Here is a 15,499-nt window from a genome sequence, read left to right on the forward strand (position 1 = left end):
ATGGAACAGATAGAGGCAAACATAGCCGTATTACTGACAGTTCATGACAGGAAGAATAAAACATTGAGATGTTTGGAAAATCTTTATAAACAAGTATTGCCAAATTATTTGCGCCTCGATATTTATCTAACCGATGACGGTTGTACGGACGGAACACCGGAAGCGATTAAAAGGCAATTCCCGAAAGTTCATATTATCAAAGGTGATGGTAACTTATTTTGGAACAGAGGAATGTATAGGGCATGGGAAGAAGCTGCCAAACAAGATTATAATTTTTATCTATGGTTGAATGATGATAGCTATTTATTTGACGGTGCGTTGTTTACTTTGTTAGATAATTCTGCAAAATGCAATCATCAGGCCGTAATAGTAGCACCAATGAGGTTAAGGGAAAAAGGCGTTACTACGTATAGCGGATATGATGGTTCGCAAAAAATAACTCCTAATGGAAAGTTGCAGGAATGTGAAAAGTTTAATGGAAATTGCGTTTTGATACCACAATGTGTTTTTAAAAAGGTTGGCAATCTTGATTGGACTTATCGTCATGCCATTGGAGATATTGATTATGGATATAGGGTACGGAAAGCCGGCTTTAAGAATTATGTTGCTACTGGATATCTAGGCATTTGCGAGAGCAATCCAAAGTTGCCTGCATGGGCAAGAAAAGAGATCCCGTTCATTAGGCGGATAAAAAATCTTTATTCCCCCTTAGGGTATGCAGAACCGATACCTTTTTTCCTTTTTGAAAAAAGGCACATCGGATTTGTGACAGCCGTCAAGCATTTTATTACAATTCATATAAGAGTTTTATTTCCGCAATTATGGAAACAATAAATAAATCCATGTTTGTTTTTCAAACAGATTCGGATATTGTACGTAATGTGTATGATACCCAACACAACTATCTGATTGAGTATAATGAACAATGTAAGGATAAAACGTATTGTGCTGTCTATTTTTGCAGCAATGATCTATATTATCCAAACGTTGAAGATATTTTCAGGAAAAGGATTGTAGAGAAAAACTTCTTTGAATGGTATAATTTAAGGATAGAAAAAGCGTATAAACATATTTTTGTTCGTGATGTATTCAAGCAGTGGTATTTGTCCGGTATCAACCAAAGCATTGATTCTCCGGAAAGACTAATCGAATTTCTGAAAAATGAAACCGATGGATACCGTACTATCATGTCTGGCAGTTCAGCAGGTGGTTATGCGGCCATTTTGTATGGTTCCATCCTCAAAGTCGAAAGGGTATTTGCTTTCAATCCTCAAGTAGAATTGACATCCCTATTAACAAAGAGTAATGAAAAGACAAATCCGCTAATCTTTAGATTAAAGGATGGTCCTTATAGGAAGTATTTTGATATTGTCCCATTTATTATGCCTATGATGAATATTTATTATTTCTTTTCCAATCAATCCAGATGGGACATCGAGCAGCGGTCATATTTGGGAGACACAAAGGGAATCCATTTACTGCCATTTAGATCAACACATCATGGTATCCCTTTCTTGAAAGTGGCTCTTCCTGTCATATTAAATATGGAAGATATACAATTAAAGAAGTTTGAGAACAAAATTCAGCATCCGCTTATATTCACGATGAGACTTGTGGGATTGAGAAAAACAATCATAGGATTCTTTTCACAGGTATATGCGACATGCAGGAAAAGACGTTAAAAGATAGTTATGAATATAGCAATTGTTGGTACAGGTTATGTCGGATTGGTTTCTGGCACCTGCTTTGCGGAAATGGGTGTTCATGTCACTTGCGTGGACGTGAATCGAGAAAAAATAGAAAACTTACAGAACGGTCGGATTCCTATTTACGAACCCGGATTGGATGAAATGGTGATGCGCAATTTTCGTGAAGGAAGGTTGAGCTTTACGACCCATCTAACGTCTGTCTTGAATGATGTGGACATTGTGTTCTGTGCCGTGGGGACACCTCCCGATGAAGACGGAAGTGCCGATTTACGATATGTATTGGCAGTGGCAAAACAATTTGGTGAGAATATTCAGAAATATACCCTGCTTGTCACCAAATCAACAGTTCCTATAGGGACTGCCCAAAAAGTGAAGGCTGTTATTCAGGCAGAGCTTGATAAACGATGTGTGAATGTTCCCTTTGATGTAGCTTCCAATCCTGAATTTCTAAAAGAAGGAGCAGCCATCAAAGATTTCATGTCGCCAGACAGGGTTGTGGTAGGAGTGGAATCGAAAAGAGCCAAGGAGTTGATGGGTAAACTTTACCGTCCTTTCCTGCTGAACAATTTCCGGGTAATATTTACCGATATACCCAGTGCGGAAATGATAAAATACGCAGCAAACTCTATGCTGGCTACCCGTATCAGCTTCATGAACGATATTGCCAATTTATGCGAATTGGTGGGAGCTGATGTGAATATGGTGCGAAAGGGAATAGGTTCGGACAGCCGTATCGGAAGCAAGTTCCTTTACCCGGGTTGCGGTTATGGCGGTTCGTGTTTCCCGAAGGATGTTAAAGCTTTGATAAAGACCGCAGAGAAGCATGGATATGAAATGAAGGTGCTAAATGCGGTGGAGTCTGTGAATGAAAAGCAAAAGAGTGTACTTTTCAATAAATTGTTCAAGCATTATAAAGGGGCTTTGCAAGGGAAAAAGATTGCTGTTTGGGGACTTGCCTTCAAACCGGAAACAGACGATATGCGTGAGGCGACTTCATTGGTCACTATTGATCGGTTGCTGAGGGAAGGATGCAAAGTACGGGTGTATGATCCTGTGGCAATGGAGGAATGCCGTCGTCGTATGGGCGGGGGTGTGGAATATGCCGCAGACATGTATGATACTGTCTTGGAAGTGGATGCTTTATTGATACAGACTGAGTGGAAACAGTTCCGGCTACCCAATTGGAGCCTATTACTGAAATTGATGAACAATCCGGTCATCATTGATGGGCGGAACATTTATGACGCAGAAGAACTTCAACATTTGGGCTTTGATTATTACTGTATAGGAAGATGAATAAGTTGAAAGCATTAGTCTTTTACCAGTACCTACCTCCATGGAGGATTGATGTGTTTAATGAGATGGGTAAATATTATGACATGACCATCGCATTTACGGATGCTGACAGTGAGGGATTCACCTATAACAGGAAAGAATTGCTGGAAAAACTGGAGAATATTAAGGTCCTTTTCTTGACTAAAGGATTCAGGATTGGAAATAGGCCTGTACGTCTGGGAATTTTCAATTTAATCAAAAAAATAGATCCCGATGTCATTTTCTCCCATGAGTATTCCTATACAAGTATTTTGGTAGCCTTGTATAAGCAAATGGGGCTATTTCACTACAACTATTATCTGACAACATCTGACAACTTGAAAATGGCCGAAATATCTTCCGGATTGAAGGCTAAATCCAGGAGCTATGTATTGACCCACAGCAATGGGATTATAGTCTATGGTGATGCTGTGAAGCAATGGTATCAAAGAAGATTCCCCCGATTGCGGATAGAGGTATGTCCTAATATACAGAATCCTCAAACATTGTTGGCTTATCGCTCACAGTTTCAACCTATCCTTCAAAAATACATTCAACAATATGGTTTGGCAGGGACTTCTGTTATTCTTTACACAGGTAGGTTAGTAAAAGCAAAAGGGTTGGATTTGCTGTTAAATGCGTTTGCAAAAGCACAAATCGTAAATTATAGATTGGTCATTGTAGGTGAGGGGGAACTATCAGAAAGCTTGCAACAACAAGCAAAGCGACTTGGGCTGAAAGACAAAGTGGTTTTTGCCGGATTTCATACCGATGTCGGTTTGTATGCATGGTATGAAATAGCCAATTTTTTTATTCTGCCGAGTAGGTATGAACCCTTTGGCGCTGTTATTAATGAGTCTTTGGTTTACGGATGTCCCGTGGTGGCAAGCAAGTATATCGGTGCCACGGATTTTGTGACCAAAGGCAATGGAATGTTATTTGATCCCATGAATGAAACAGAATTCATTTACATAATAAGGCAAGCCTGTCGGAAATATTCCAATAAGCCTTTATCTAGGGCAAACTTGATGCCATGCTCTTTTGACAATTATGTATCTGCTTTTTATAATATTAATCGAAACAAGTGAAAATAGATTATCATAACATGCCGAAAGGGGCAGGTATGACAACGTTTGCCATACGCTACATAATGAACATTGTTCGAACATGGTATTTATTTCATTTGAAATATCCATGGGTGAAATACAATGGTTTCGTGAGAGTTATGGCTCACACTACTTTTGCCAGAGGCATGAAAATAAGTATTGGTCATAACGTCCAGTTTGGAGAATATTGCAATATCGCTTCTGATGTCGTATTTAAAAATAATATCTTGATAGCCGGACGTGTTTGTTTTGTCGGAAGAAATGATCATCAGTTTGATACTGTGGGTGAACTTATCTGGAATAGTTCAAGAGGGTACAATGGCATAACGATTGTTGAAGATGATGTATGGATAGGGCATAGTGCTACAATCGTGGGCGGTATCACTATCGGCAAAGGGGTGGTAATAGCGGCTGGAGCTGTAGTGACACAAGACATTCCGGACTGTGAAATTTGGGGAGGTGTCCCTGCAAAGAAAATAAAGGATCGGTTCTCGACAATTAGTGAGAAAGAACATCATCTACGATATATTAAAAGGATACAAGACAATAAAAGAAAGAATTAATATTACAATGATAATAAGCGGACTGCTTCACATAAACTTTCAGTATAATGGACTATCAAGATCTATGAATATGAAAAGATAAACATGAAAATAAAATGAGAAAAGTAGCATTAATTACTGGTATTACCGGCCAAGACGGTTCCTTCTTGGCCGAATTCCTTTTGGAGAAAGGATATGATGTACATGGCACCATTCGCCGCTCATCTGTTGATTTCAGGGAACGGATCGCGCATTTGGAAGGCCATCCCGCTTTCCATCTTCACTATGCGGATCTAGGGGATTCCACGAGTCTCTCGCAGGTGGTGAAGAGGGTAAAGCCTACGGAGATTTATAACCTCGCTGCGCAGAGCCATGTGCAAGTCTCTTTTGATTCACCGGAGTTCACGGCTGATGTGGATGCTACCGGGGTATTACGTATTCTAGAGGCGGTAAGGCAAAATGATCTTACGGGTACTTGTCGTATTTACCAAGCCTCTACTTCCGAATTATATGGGAAGGTGGAGGAGGTTCCTCAGAATGAGAAAACGCCTTTTCATCCGTATAGCCCCTATGCGGTGGCGAAGCTGTATGGTTATTGGATCGTAAAGGAGTATCGGGAGGCTTATCATATGTTTTGCTGCTCGGGTATCTTGTTTAACCATGAATCGGAACGACGAGGCGAGACTTTCGTGACTCGTAAGATCACGTTGGCTGCCGCACGTATCGCGCAAGGGAAACAGGACAGGCTTTTATTGGGTAATTTATCGTCGCTTCGTGATTGGGGGTATGCCAAGGATTATGTGGAATGTATGTGGCTGATCCTTCAAAATGAGAAACCGGAGGACTTCGTGATCGCTACGGGTGAGCAACATTCCGTACGGGAGTTTTGCGAATTGGCTTTCCGTTATGTGGGCTTTGAATTGTACTGGCAAGGTGAGGAAGAAAATGAGAAGGGAATCGACCGCAAGACGGGAAAGGTGCTGGTGGAGGTATCTCCCGATTTCTATCGTCCCACCGATGTGGTTAATCTTTGGGGAGATCCATCGAAAGCGAGACGTGAGCTGGGGTGGAATCCGCGAAAGACTTCTTTTGAGCAACTGGTGAAGATAATGGTGGACGCGGATATGGCGAAGGTGGCCGTGGAACGTGCCTCTGCGCATGTTCGTACTAATTTGGCTGAGTATCTAGAGAAGGGCATCGTGAAATGATGGAGAAGAACGCTAAGATATATGTAGCCGGCCATAGAGGATTGGTCGGCTCTGCCATTTGGGAGAATCTGGAAAGAAAGGGATATGAGAATCTGGTAGGACGTACGCATAAAGAGCTGGACTTATTGGATGGCATCGCTGTCAAGCGCTTTTTTGATGAGGAACAGCCGGAGTACGTGATTCTCGCAGCCGCTCATGTAGGGGGGATTATGGCGAATAGTAAGTATAGGGCTGATTTTATCTACCGGAACTTACAGATTCAGCAGAACGTGATTGGTGAGAGCTTTCGCCATGGGGTCAAGAAATTGTTATTTTTAGGTAGCACTTGTATTTATCCACGTGATGCGGAGCAGCCGATGCGAGAGGACGCTTTGCTGACTTCTCCGCTGGAGTACACGAATGAGCCGTATGCGATCGCCAAGATTGCAGGGTTGAAAATGTGCGAGAGTTTTAATCTGCAATATGGTACGAATTATATCGCTGTGATGCCGACTAATTTATATGGCCCGAATGATAATTTTGATTTGGAACGTAGCCATGTATTGCCAGCTATGATACGGAAGATCCATTTGGGCAAGTGTTTGAATGAGGGAGATTGGCAAGGTGTTTGCCGGGATTTAGATGCCCGTCCAGTGGAGGGTATTGATGGACATTGCTCCCAAGAGGAAATTCTTTTGGTTTTGGCTCGTTATGGGATCTCTTCGGATAAGGTGGAGCTATGGGGAACTGGTAAGCCGCTTCGAGAGTTCTTATGGAGTGAGGAAATGGCAGATGCGAGCGTATATATCATGGAACATGTGGATTTTAAGGATACTTATTCGCAAGGAGATACTGATATCCGTAATTGCCATATTAATATAGGTACCGGGAAGGAGATTTCGATCGCTACTTTGGCAGATTTGATCGTGAGAACAACCGGTTATCGAGGTAAGGTAGAGTTCAATCCCACAAAACCGGATGGAACTATGCGTAAATTGACCGATGTGACCAAACTGCATGAGTTGGGATGGCATCACCGGGTGGATATAGAGGATGGCGTGAGAAAAATGTATTATTGGTATCTAAGCGCTGTTATAAGATAAATGATTGCTTATGGATACGCATGTTGTTATTGCCTGAATACCTTGTATTCGGTTTTTATATGTATCTTTGTGAGAAAACAATAGATATATGATAGCTGAAATTAAATTCAAGAATATGTTCTCATTCAGAGATGAGACAGTTCTTAGCTTTGAGGCAGATAAGAGTAAGGATTTGGAGTCATATCATGTTGTTGAGCTGGCTCCGGATGTAAAATTACTTAAGTTAGCTGTCATTTATGGAGCCAATGCCTCAGGAAAAAGTAATATTATTAAGGTTTGCGATTTTATAAGGTCCTTTATAACTTGCACTCCACTTAATAAAGCGGAGCTAATTAAGATTGTTCCGTTCTTGCTAAATAGAACAAGTAAAGAACAAGCATCAGAGTTTTCTGTTTCATTTTATGCCATGAATGGAGACAAGGCTATCAGATATGTCTATTCCGTATTGTTGGAGACTACGCACATTGTCCGGGAAACCTTGATTTATTATCTCAGTCAACAACCGGCCACTGTTTTTGAACGTAGCATGGAAAACAATGTCTCTTCCATCAAATTTGGTCAAAAAGTTAAAATCAGTACGGCTGCAAAAGAGGAAATAACCTTAAAGTGTTTACCTAATATGTCTGTCTTTGCAGCTTACATGCAGGTAAATACCAATATTGCAGAAATGGAAACAGCCCTTCAGTATTTGACTAAACAAATGATGCCTGCGATAGTACCTACATCATCACTTAGCCGCTATGCAGAAGAGGCAATTAAAAAAGAAACTGCCAAAGAATATATCCTAAGGTATTTGCAGGAAGCAGACTTCAATATTTCGAATATTTCTTCAAAAGAGCAGGAGACTAAAAAGGGAGTAGTAAATTATACCATGTATCAGCACAAGGTCTCTTCCGGGTTGGGGGGGAATGATTACTATGAGTTCCCGGAGTTGTATGAATCAGATGGTACCATACGAACATTCGGCTTGGCATCCCAGATACAAAATAGTATTGGAAGCAATGCATTCCTTGCTGTAGATGAAATAGAATCATCTCTTCATCCTAAGTTGATCGAATATATGATTGAACGTTTCTTGAAGGAGTCAAAGCAAGCTCAGTTACTGCTTACTACTCATTATGACGGTCTGTTGGGGGAAGAGGATCTGCTTAGAAAAGATAATATCTGGTTCGCCGAGAAGAACACAGATGGAGCCAGTGTACTATATCCTCTAACTGATTTCAAAGGCTTGAATAGAATAAGCTCTCTACAAAAGGCGTATAAGTTTGGTAAATTTGGGGCAGTTCCTAATCTATAAATACCGGCCTTATGAGAAAAGTTAGAAAGAATATTGCCACTAGACAAGTCATTCATATTGTGGGTGAAGGACTGACTGAATTGTTTTATTTCAGTCATCTTAAAAAGTTTCTAGGCTACAGATACTCTATATCTCCACGTCTGTTTGAGAATAATAGTATCGAGAAGATTGATAAAAAGATAAAGGAGCTTCTAAATGAAGATGTATTTGTAATCTGTGTTTTCGATGCCGATGTTAGCAGACGATCAGATGCTGAAAATAGGAAGATGGCAGCTCTGAAAAAGAAATATGAGAAGAATGGTAATGTTATTCTGTGCGACAGTTTGCAATCAATCGAATATTGGTTCCTTTTGCATTTTGAGGATACTTGCCGTCATTTCCTAGATTCAGCAGCTACAGAAAGGGCTTTGAAGCGCTATCTTCCAACATACGGCAAAACACGTAAATATCTGGAAAAAGATAGCTGGGTAAGGGATATGATTGCAGATGCAAAAATGATTAAAGCTTGTGAACTTGCTGAGAAGTATCAAGGTCGAGATTCATATAGTGAGATTTATAAAGCTATTAAAAAAGTAAAAGAATAGTAATCCATAATCTATTCTCTATCTTATCTCCAAGCTCTCCGGTCTTCTTTTTCTCCTTAGGGGAAGTAAGAAGGCCGGTTTCTTTATCGTCTATCCTTTATCGCTTTGAATGTCCTCTTCCTTTTTAGATAAAATGCCAGAATTAAACTGTCCCGCATAAGTTCCGGGATGGTGCTCAGTGTACTTTTCTCCAGATTCTCTTTACGCTTGGGCGCATATTCCGGCTTCAGCTGGTGATAGGCTTTCCGTGCCTCATAAACCGCTTTCGCATTTTGGATATGACCTTCCATCAGAAACTTAGCGGCGGCGATATAGTCCAGCCAAAAGCGAATGCGCATCACATGCTTTAAATCAGCTTCCCGGGAGTTCTTATAAAGCATCAGCAAACTATTCCGGAAATTGAGGAAGGTCTTGCGGGGACTTTCCGCGTTCAAGGTGGCTCCACCGACGTGGTAAACGATGGATTGTGGGACGCATACCAACCGATATCCCCGTGAACGTAAACGCCAGCACATATCGACTTCTTCTTGATGTGCGAAGAATCCGGCATCTAATCCCCCGACTTCCTTATACGTAGCCGTACGAACGAATAAGCAGGCTCCTGTCGCCCATAAGATATCGGCGGGAGTGTCGTATTGCCCCTCGTCCTTTTCCACGATATGCAAGATTCTCCCCCGACAAAATGGATAGCCGTATTTGTCAATGTATCCTCCGGCCGCACCCGCGTACTCGAAGTATTCTTTATTTCGTTGAGCCCGTATTTTGGGTTGGACACAAGCGATTGACGGATCAGAGTCGAGAGTGGCAATCGGGGCATCTAACCAATTGGGAGTAACTTCTACGTCGCTGTTTAATAAAACGCAATATTCATGGTCGAGCCTTTTGAGCGCTTGATTATATCCTTCGGCAAAACCATAATTCTGGTTGAAGGAGATAATGCCAACGGTCGGGAATTTTGCTTTCAACATCTCGATCGAGTAATCGGTGGAACCGTTATCTGCTACGATAACCTCCGCCCATTCCGGAGAGTTGGATACGACGGAAGGAAGGAATTCCTCCATTAGCTTTCTTCCGTTCCAGTTTAAGATGACAATCGCTACTTTTTTCATCCTTGTTGCTCGTGTTTATGTTTCCAACGTTTATGGGTCCATAGCCAGTAGGCCGGATCACGCAAGATCATTTTCTCTAAAAGTCGTGCGTATCGCTCGGTGATGTAATTCTCCGGAGTCTCTTTTGGATTCTCCGTAATCAGCTTCATGTCTACGGTGTAATATCCTCTTTTTACTTTTTGGGTATCGAGGAAGATCACAGGCAGGTTCAGTTTCCGTGCGATACGCTCCGGACCGGTTAATATGGCTGTATCTTGATGAAGGAACTCGGTCCAATAATGCAGGTTGGCCTTGCTGGGTGTCTGGTCCGCCAAGAAGATGACGACAGATTTGGTTTTGTCTTGTTTTAACTTGATGATATCCCGTATCGTATCGTTTTTCTTGATGCCGAAAGAACCGAACTGTGTCCTGAGATCGGCGAATAGCTTATCAAAGGCCTTGTTGTTTAACGGACGGTATATCTGATAGATGCGTGAGTCCTCGAAACGGGTGGTCGATCCGGAGAACCATTCCCAGTTGCCATAATGCCCCATCGTGAGGATGAAGCAAGTATGGCCTTTCTCCATAAGTTGGTCAACCAATTCCGGGTTCTTCAGATAGGCTCGCTGTTGTATCTCATCCAGAGAGATATGGGCCAATTTAATCGTTTCCACGATATAATCGGCGAAATGATGGTAGAACCGGCGTTCCAACTGACGCCACTCAGCCTTGGATTTATCCGGGAAAGAGGCGGTTATATTACGGCGCACTACTTTTACCCGGTATCCGGCTATCTTATAGATAAGGACATATAGGATGTCTGATAACACGTATAAAGCTCGCATGGGAAGTAAGGCGTGTACTTTTACCCAGCTATAAAGAAAGGCATATTGTATTTTATCCCACATCTTAGTTGACGGTTGATGATTGATTGTTGACTATTAATGCGGTGCGATCCTCATTCCAGCCGCCTAGTACGACTTTGCGGGTCTCATTGACCAAAGCGGCATCATAAGGGATTTCTACCTTTATATAGTTCTCGGTGAAACCGTGCATTTTGCCGTCTTTCTTGGTGTGTTCGAATAAGACATTCGCTTCTTGTCCGATATGGGCCTCATAAAAGGCATGAAGTTTCTGGTCTGAGATATCCAAGAGTTGTTGACTGCGTGCGTGTTTGGTCTTTGGGTCTACTACATAATCGATCTTCAGCGCTTGGGTACCCGGGCGTTCCGAATAACTGAACACGTGCAGTTGGCTTATATCCAAGCTATCGATGAATTGGCGGGCCTCCTCGAAGTACTCGTCTGTCTCGCCACGGGTTCCAACGATTACGTCTACGCCAATGAAAGCATGCGGCATTACTTCCTTGATCTTTTCGATCTTATGACGGAAAAGAGCGGTGTCGTAACGGCGGCGCATTAATTGCAAGACAGCATCGCTACCGCTTTGTAAAGGGATATGGAAATGAGGTGCGAAACGTTTGCTGTGAGCCACGAAGTCTATTGCCTCGTCGGTAATCAGATTCGGCTCGATGGAAGAGATACGATAGCGTACGATTCCCTCTACCTCATCCAAAGCCCGGATTAAGTCGATAAAGGTCTCGTCGGTACTTTTGCCGAAATCCCCGATATTTACCCCTGTCAATACGATCTCCTTTCCTCCTTTACGTGCGACTTCCTGCGCCTGTTCCACCATGCTGGCGATCGTCCCGTTCCGGCTTCTTCCGCGGGCGAAGGGTATGGTGCAATAAGAGCAATAATAATCGCATCCGTCTTGTACTTTCAAGAAATGACGGGTACGGTCGTCCGCCGAGCAGGAAGGGGAGAAGGAACGTATATCCTTGCTTTGTGAGGCGATAACAGTTCCTCCGTGTTCTTTCTTCTCTAGGTTCTCCAGATATTGAAGGATCTCTAATTTCTGTTCGGCGCCAAGAACCAAGTCCACGCCTTCTATATGGGAGACTTCCTCCGGCTTCAACTGTGCGTAGCAACCGGTCACCACGATAAAGGCACCGGGGTGTTGCTTGCTGATCCGGCGGATCGCTTGCCGGCATTTCTTGTCGGCTAGTTCCGTTACGGAGCAAGTATTCACCACGCATATATCCGCTTTTTCCCCGGGACGCACCTTGCGTACCCCTTGTTCGGCTAATAGCTTTCCAATGGTAGAGGTCTCCGCGAAATTTAGTTTGCAACCCAGCGTATAATAAGCGGCCTTTTTATTGTTAAATACGGTCTGATCTATCATTTTCGATTTAGTTAGAGTGCAAAGGTACTAATTAAGCCCGGATTAGTAAAGAGTTCGGATTGAGATGGACTTAAAAACTCTTTACTATTGCATAAATAGTTTTCCGGAAGCCTATCTATTCTTCTTTACTATTGGATATATTCTACAAACCACGTCGTGGTCTGTGCGATTCACGTCGTGGTCTGTATAAACCATGACGTGGTCTGTAAAAACCATGCCGTGAACTAAGGAATAGATACAGTCAAGCAACATTATTTATGAAGACTTGTTATCGAATAGTCCTTGCTGCGGCCTTGTTTTGTTTATTGTGCCGATAGAGGAAATACGGTAACTAGGGCTCCACTAAGATTAATACCGGATTGTTATCATTCTCGGGTTGCTCCCAATCGATTAGGTAACGGTTGTCGTTTGAGATGTATTTGGGAGTGAAATAGGCTTCTTCGGGAAGTTCAAATGAGTTTTCCGGGTATATGAATTGTACATAGGCTAATTGCTTCTCCGCTATATCATAATATAATGTATAGGTATCTTTATCGGAGAAGTTATGCATATAGAGCCGGTCTCCGATTTGCCCGGGTATGACAGGGATCGTCTTTGTCCTGAACAGGTCGTTTTTTATATCGTCTATCGTGATATTATAACGGAGTTCCTCGGGCGTTCGGTATTTACCTAGATCGAGGACGGCATAAGGAGTTAGCTTCATGTCGTTGGAAACTTTAAATATCGTATCGCAGAACAACTCCTTAAATGCGGCAATCTTATTTCCGTCGAAAGGACGGAACTCATAGGTAAATGTCATGACGAAAGGAGGTTCTGTATAAGATTTATAGTAAGGTATGCTATCCGATATGACTGTATCTTGGCAAAAATAGAACCGAATGGGTGCGTTGCCAGAGAGGTTGGGTACGTGACCTAGGATAACGTTCGTCTTAGGGAGTGGATAAAATCCCCGGATGTTCTTATCCGGAATTTGAATGGTTTGGTGGAATTTCCCTTGCCAATCGTATACCTTTATTCGGATGGGGCTATCTTTTATATAAATAAGATGATCATGAGGTTCTAGTCCGGATATACGACTAAACTCATCCGGACCTCCTCCTTGTTTGCCGATATCGTATAAATATTTTCCTGCCAAGTCGAAAACAGAAGCTCTGTTATCATGCTGCACCAATAGCTTATCGCCGTGTTTAATAATGCGGGAGATGTATTTGATCAAGATTGAGTCATTCGTTTGCAGAGGGATGAATTGGATGGATTTCGCCCATTTCTTTAAGGCTACTTCTTGAGGTTGATGGTCAAAAACAGTTGCTAGGTCAATTGTTACACATTCTTCTGATTTCTCGCTTGTGCCGGTACAAGCGGTTAGTAATATCGCAAATATAATAAGCCATTTATTCATAAAAATATCTTTGTCCTAAAGTTAATAGGACAAAGATATTTAATTTATTTCGAAATATTCGTAATATTATGAAGATTTTGTACTGTTATTTCCAATCCACTAAGGATGATTTAAAATAGTTCCAATCGGCCTTTTCCCATAAGGGGGCTTGCGCACCAAGTCTTACTTTATATTCGTCCCAATGTGTGTTCTCTACTTTGGACCAACCTTTTTCGGCGACACCAGCCAAACGGGGCATTAACAGGAATTGCAGATCTCTGAAATTGGTGATCGTCTCGCACCAGATAGCGGCTTCTATACCCGCTACATCTTTTTGAGGATTCTCTACAGTTGGGTTGAAGGTCATTGGGTCCCAGTCGTACATTTCTTGGATCGTTTGTTTCTCGTAGGCGGCCATACCCAGACGTTCTTGCTCCGCGTTTTGGGTGGAGTCCGCACTTGGTTCCAGATATTTATGGTCCAGATAAACGTAACCGCTCGGCGAGAGAATCACTTTCGCTTTTTTGGATATACCAAGTCCCGGATCTTTTGGTGCCTCTTTCATGAATTCGGCGAATAAGGCCATGATCTCTTTATATTCGGCAGGTATATTATCTTTTTTCTTAGAAGAGTTCTCGCTTTTTTGCTTCAGATAAATCCAGTGCTGGATGACATCGCCTTCCGAGATATCCGCACGGGCGGTTTCTTGCCAGCCGACCATTTTCTTTCCATTCTTCAGTACGATTTCCCGTGTCTTATTTATAAAACGGACGAACTTATCATGGGGTAAGCCGATCGCCTCGTCGCCTCCGATATGAATGTAGTTTCCGGGTGCTAAAGCGGCTAGCTCCGCGATAACATCCTCCGTAAATTGCATCGCTTTCGGATCGTCTACGTCGAGGGCATTGAAGGCCTGCCCCGGGATGTTAACCTTGGTCTTGAATTTGACAGCGTTCTTGAAGTCCGGATAAGCGGCGAATACGGCAGCTGTATGCCCCGGGATATCTACTTCCGGGATGATCGTGATGAAGCGTTCGTTCGCATAATTCACGAGATCCTTGAATTCCTCTTGCGTATAATAGCCTCCTTTTCTGCCGTTGTTGGGAAGTTGACCTCCTATTTCCGCTAGCTCGGGATATTTCTTGATCTCGATACGCCAACCTTGGTTATCGGAAAGATGCATATGCAGTACGTTCATTTTATATAAGGCGACCATATCGATCACTTGTTTCACTTCCTCGGGATCGAAGAAGCAACGAGATACATCGAAAGAGAGTCCGCGCCAAGCGAAACGAGGTGCGTCCTTCACTTCCAGTAGCGGTAGATAAATCTTCTCGCCTCCGGGCTGTAGGTTACCACCCACGATTTGTTTCAAGGTAGTGATACCTCGATAGATACCTTCTAGGGTAGTGGCCTTGATGTAGATGTTTCTCTTTTGGATGGAGAGGGAGTAAGACTCATCTACGGGGACACTATCTTTCGGACTCAATCCATAAGCTTTTGGCAGGTCGGCGAACTCTTTCGGATCTGTCAACTCGAGGAAGATGATGCAATTCGATTCTTTGTCTGAGGCGGAAGCCAGCTTGATGCCGGACAACTTTTCTATCTCGTTGGATAGCAACTCGCCCATACCCTTTAAGGATTCGTCCGCATAACCGATCTCGATGCCGGGATGGATCGTGAATGTACCTTCGCCTACTGTCATTTGGGCCGGAGCGGGGATAATGCTTACGTTTCTTTCTCCAACATCTGGGGATGAACAGGCGATAAATGTAATAAAACTACAGAGGGTCAATGCCCATGCGAGAGTGATTCTTTTCATTCTTATTTTAGATTTTCAACGGTTTAATATAACCGTTTGAAGAATAAACATTTAACTGAGTATTTGAGAAACAGTGGTAACGAGTTAGCAACTGTGCTATTTTCAGCGTTTTGCGGTGCTATACT

General features: G+C 42.6%; 14 protein-coding genes. 9 read left to right on the forward strand and 5 right to left on the reverse strand.

Going from position 1 to position 15,499, the window contains the following annotated elements; all coding sequences use genetic code 11:
* The 9 genes from NBH07_RS18860 to NBH07_RS18900 all read left to right on the forward strand — a co-directional run bounded on the left by NBH07_RS18860 (nucleotide 1) and on the right by NBH07_RS18900 (nucleotide 8,842).
* Entirely contained in the window at nucleotides 1-834 is an 834-nt protein-coding gene (locus NBH07_RS18860) for a glycosyltransferase family 2 protein (RefSeq protein WP_005865542.1), read from the forward strand.
* Complete coding sequence (locus NBH07_RS18865) at nucleotides 822-1,682, forward strand: hypothetical protein (RefSeq protein WP_227154289.1); 861 nt, start codon at nucleotides 822-824, stop codon at nucleotides 1,680-1,682. Before NBH07_RS18860 ends, NBH07_RS18865 begins: the two co-directional genes overlap by 13 nt.
* A 9-nt stretch (nucleotides 1,683-1,691) precedes the next feature.
* Nucleotides 1,692-3,005 carry a UDP-glucose dehydrogenase family protein gene (locus NBH07_RS18870; protein WP_005865546.1) on the forward strand — a complete coding sequence of 438 codons (1,314 nt, stop codon included), beginning with the start codon at nucleotides 1,692-1,694 and terminating at the stop codon, nucleotides 3,003-3,005.
* Nucleotides 3,002-4,111, forward strand: a complete 1,110-nt coding sequence (locus NBH07_RS18875; protein ID WP_005865548.1) for a glycosyltransferase — start codon at nucleotides 3,002-3,004, stop codon at nucleotides 4,109-4,111. The genes NBH07_RS18870 and NBH07_RS18875 overlap by 4 nt, the downstream gene beginning before the upstream one ends.
* Complete coding sequence (locus NBH07_RS18880) at nucleotides 4,108-4,692, forward strand: DapH/DapD/GlmU-related protein (RefSeq protein WP_009018610.1); 585 nt, start codon at nucleotides 4,108-4,110, stop codon at nucleotides 4,690-4,692. The genes NBH07_RS18875 and NBH07_RS18880 overlap by 4 nt, the downstream gene beginning before the upstream one ends.
* Nucleotides 4,693-4,787: 95 nt before the next feature.
* Complete coding sequence (gene gmd, locus NBH07_RS18885) at nucleotides 4,788-5,879, forward strand: GDP-mannose 4,6-dehydratase (RefSeq protein ID WP_005865553.1); 1,092 nt, start codon at nucleotides 4,788-4,790, stop codon at nucleotides 5,877-5,879.
* On the forward strand, nucleotides 5,879-6,961 hold the full coding sequence (locus NBH07_RS18890; protein WP_008778095.1) for a GDP-L-fucose synthase family protein: 1,083 nt from the start codon (nucleotides 5,879-5,881) through the stop codon (nucleotides 6,959-6,961). The genes gmd and NBH07_RS18890 overlap by 1 nt, the downstream gene beginning before the upstream one ends.
* An 88-nt stretch (nucleotides 6,962-7,049) precedes the next feature.
* A complete protein-coding gene (locus NBH07_RS18895; RefSeq protein WP_005865557.1) occupies nucleotides 7,050-8,258 on the forward strand; it encodes an AAA family ATPase in 1,209 nt (402 codons plus the stop codon).
* Nucleotides 8,259-8,269: 11 nt separating this feature from the next.
* Nucleotides 8,270-8,842: an RloB family protein gene (locus NBH07_RS18900; protein ID WP_005865560.1), complete on the forward strand. Its 573-nt coding sequence runs from the start codon at nucleotides 8,270-8,272 to the stop codon at nucleotides 8,840-8,842.
* A gap of 83 nt (nucleotides 8,843-8,925) precedes the next feature.
* On the opposite strand, the gene NBH07_RS18905 is transcribed toward NBH07_RS18900, so the two are convergent.
* The 5 genes from NBH07_RS18905 to NBH07_RS18925 all read right to left on the reverse strand — a co-directional run bounded on the left by NBH07_RS18905 (nucleotide 8,926) and on the right by NBH07_RS18925 (nucleotide 15,374).
* Nucleotides 8,926-9,951 (reverse strand): glycosyltransferase family 2 protein, encoded by a 1,026-nt coding sequence (locus NBH07_RS18905; RefSeq protein ID WP_005865561.1) that lies wholly within the window; start codon nucleotides 9,949-9,951, stop codon nucleotides 8,926-8,928.
* Nucleotides 9,948-10,838, reverse strand: coding sequence for a lysophospholipid acyltransferase family protein (locus NBH07_RS18910; protein ID WP_005865563.1), 891 nt, complete (start codon nucleotides 10,836-10,838; stop codon nucleotides 9,948-9,950). Before NBH07_RS18910 ends, NBH07_RS18905 begins: the two co-directional genes overlap by 4 nt.
* Before the next feature lies 1 nt (nucleotide 10,839).
* Nucleotides 10,840-12,174 carry a tRNA (N(6)-L-threonylcarbamoyladenosine(37)-C(2))-methylthiotransferase MtaB gene (gene mtaB, locus NBH07_RS18915; protein WP_005865565.1) on the reverse strand — a complete coding sequence of 445 codons (1,335 nt, stop codon included), beginning with the start codon at nucleotides 12,172-12,174 and terminating at the stop codon, nucleotides 10,840-10,842.
* A gap of 331 nt (nucleotides 12,175-12,505) precedes the next feature.
* Nucleotides 12,506-13,573, reverse strand: a complete 1,068-nt coding sequence (locus tag NBH07_RS18920) for a DUF4934 domain-containing protein (protein ID WP_009018613.1) — start codon at nucleotides 13,571-13,573, stop codon at nucleotides 12,506-12,508.
* Between the two features lie 85 nt (nucleotides 13,574-13,658).
* Nucleotides 13,659-15,374, reverse strand: coding sequence for a beta-N-acetylhexosaminidase (locus NBH07_RS18925; RefSeq protein WP_009018614.1), 1,716 nt, complete (start codon nucleotides 15,372-15,374; stop codon nucleotides 13,659-13,661).
* Nucleotides 15,375-15,499: the final 125 nt, after the last annotated feature.

Origin of the sequence: Parabacteroides sp. B2-S-102 (genome assembly GCF_023656665.1) — a bacterium.
Taxonomy (GTDB): Bacteria; Bacteroidota; Bacteroidia; order Bacteroidales; family Tannerellaceae; genus Parabacteroides; species Parabacteroides distasonis.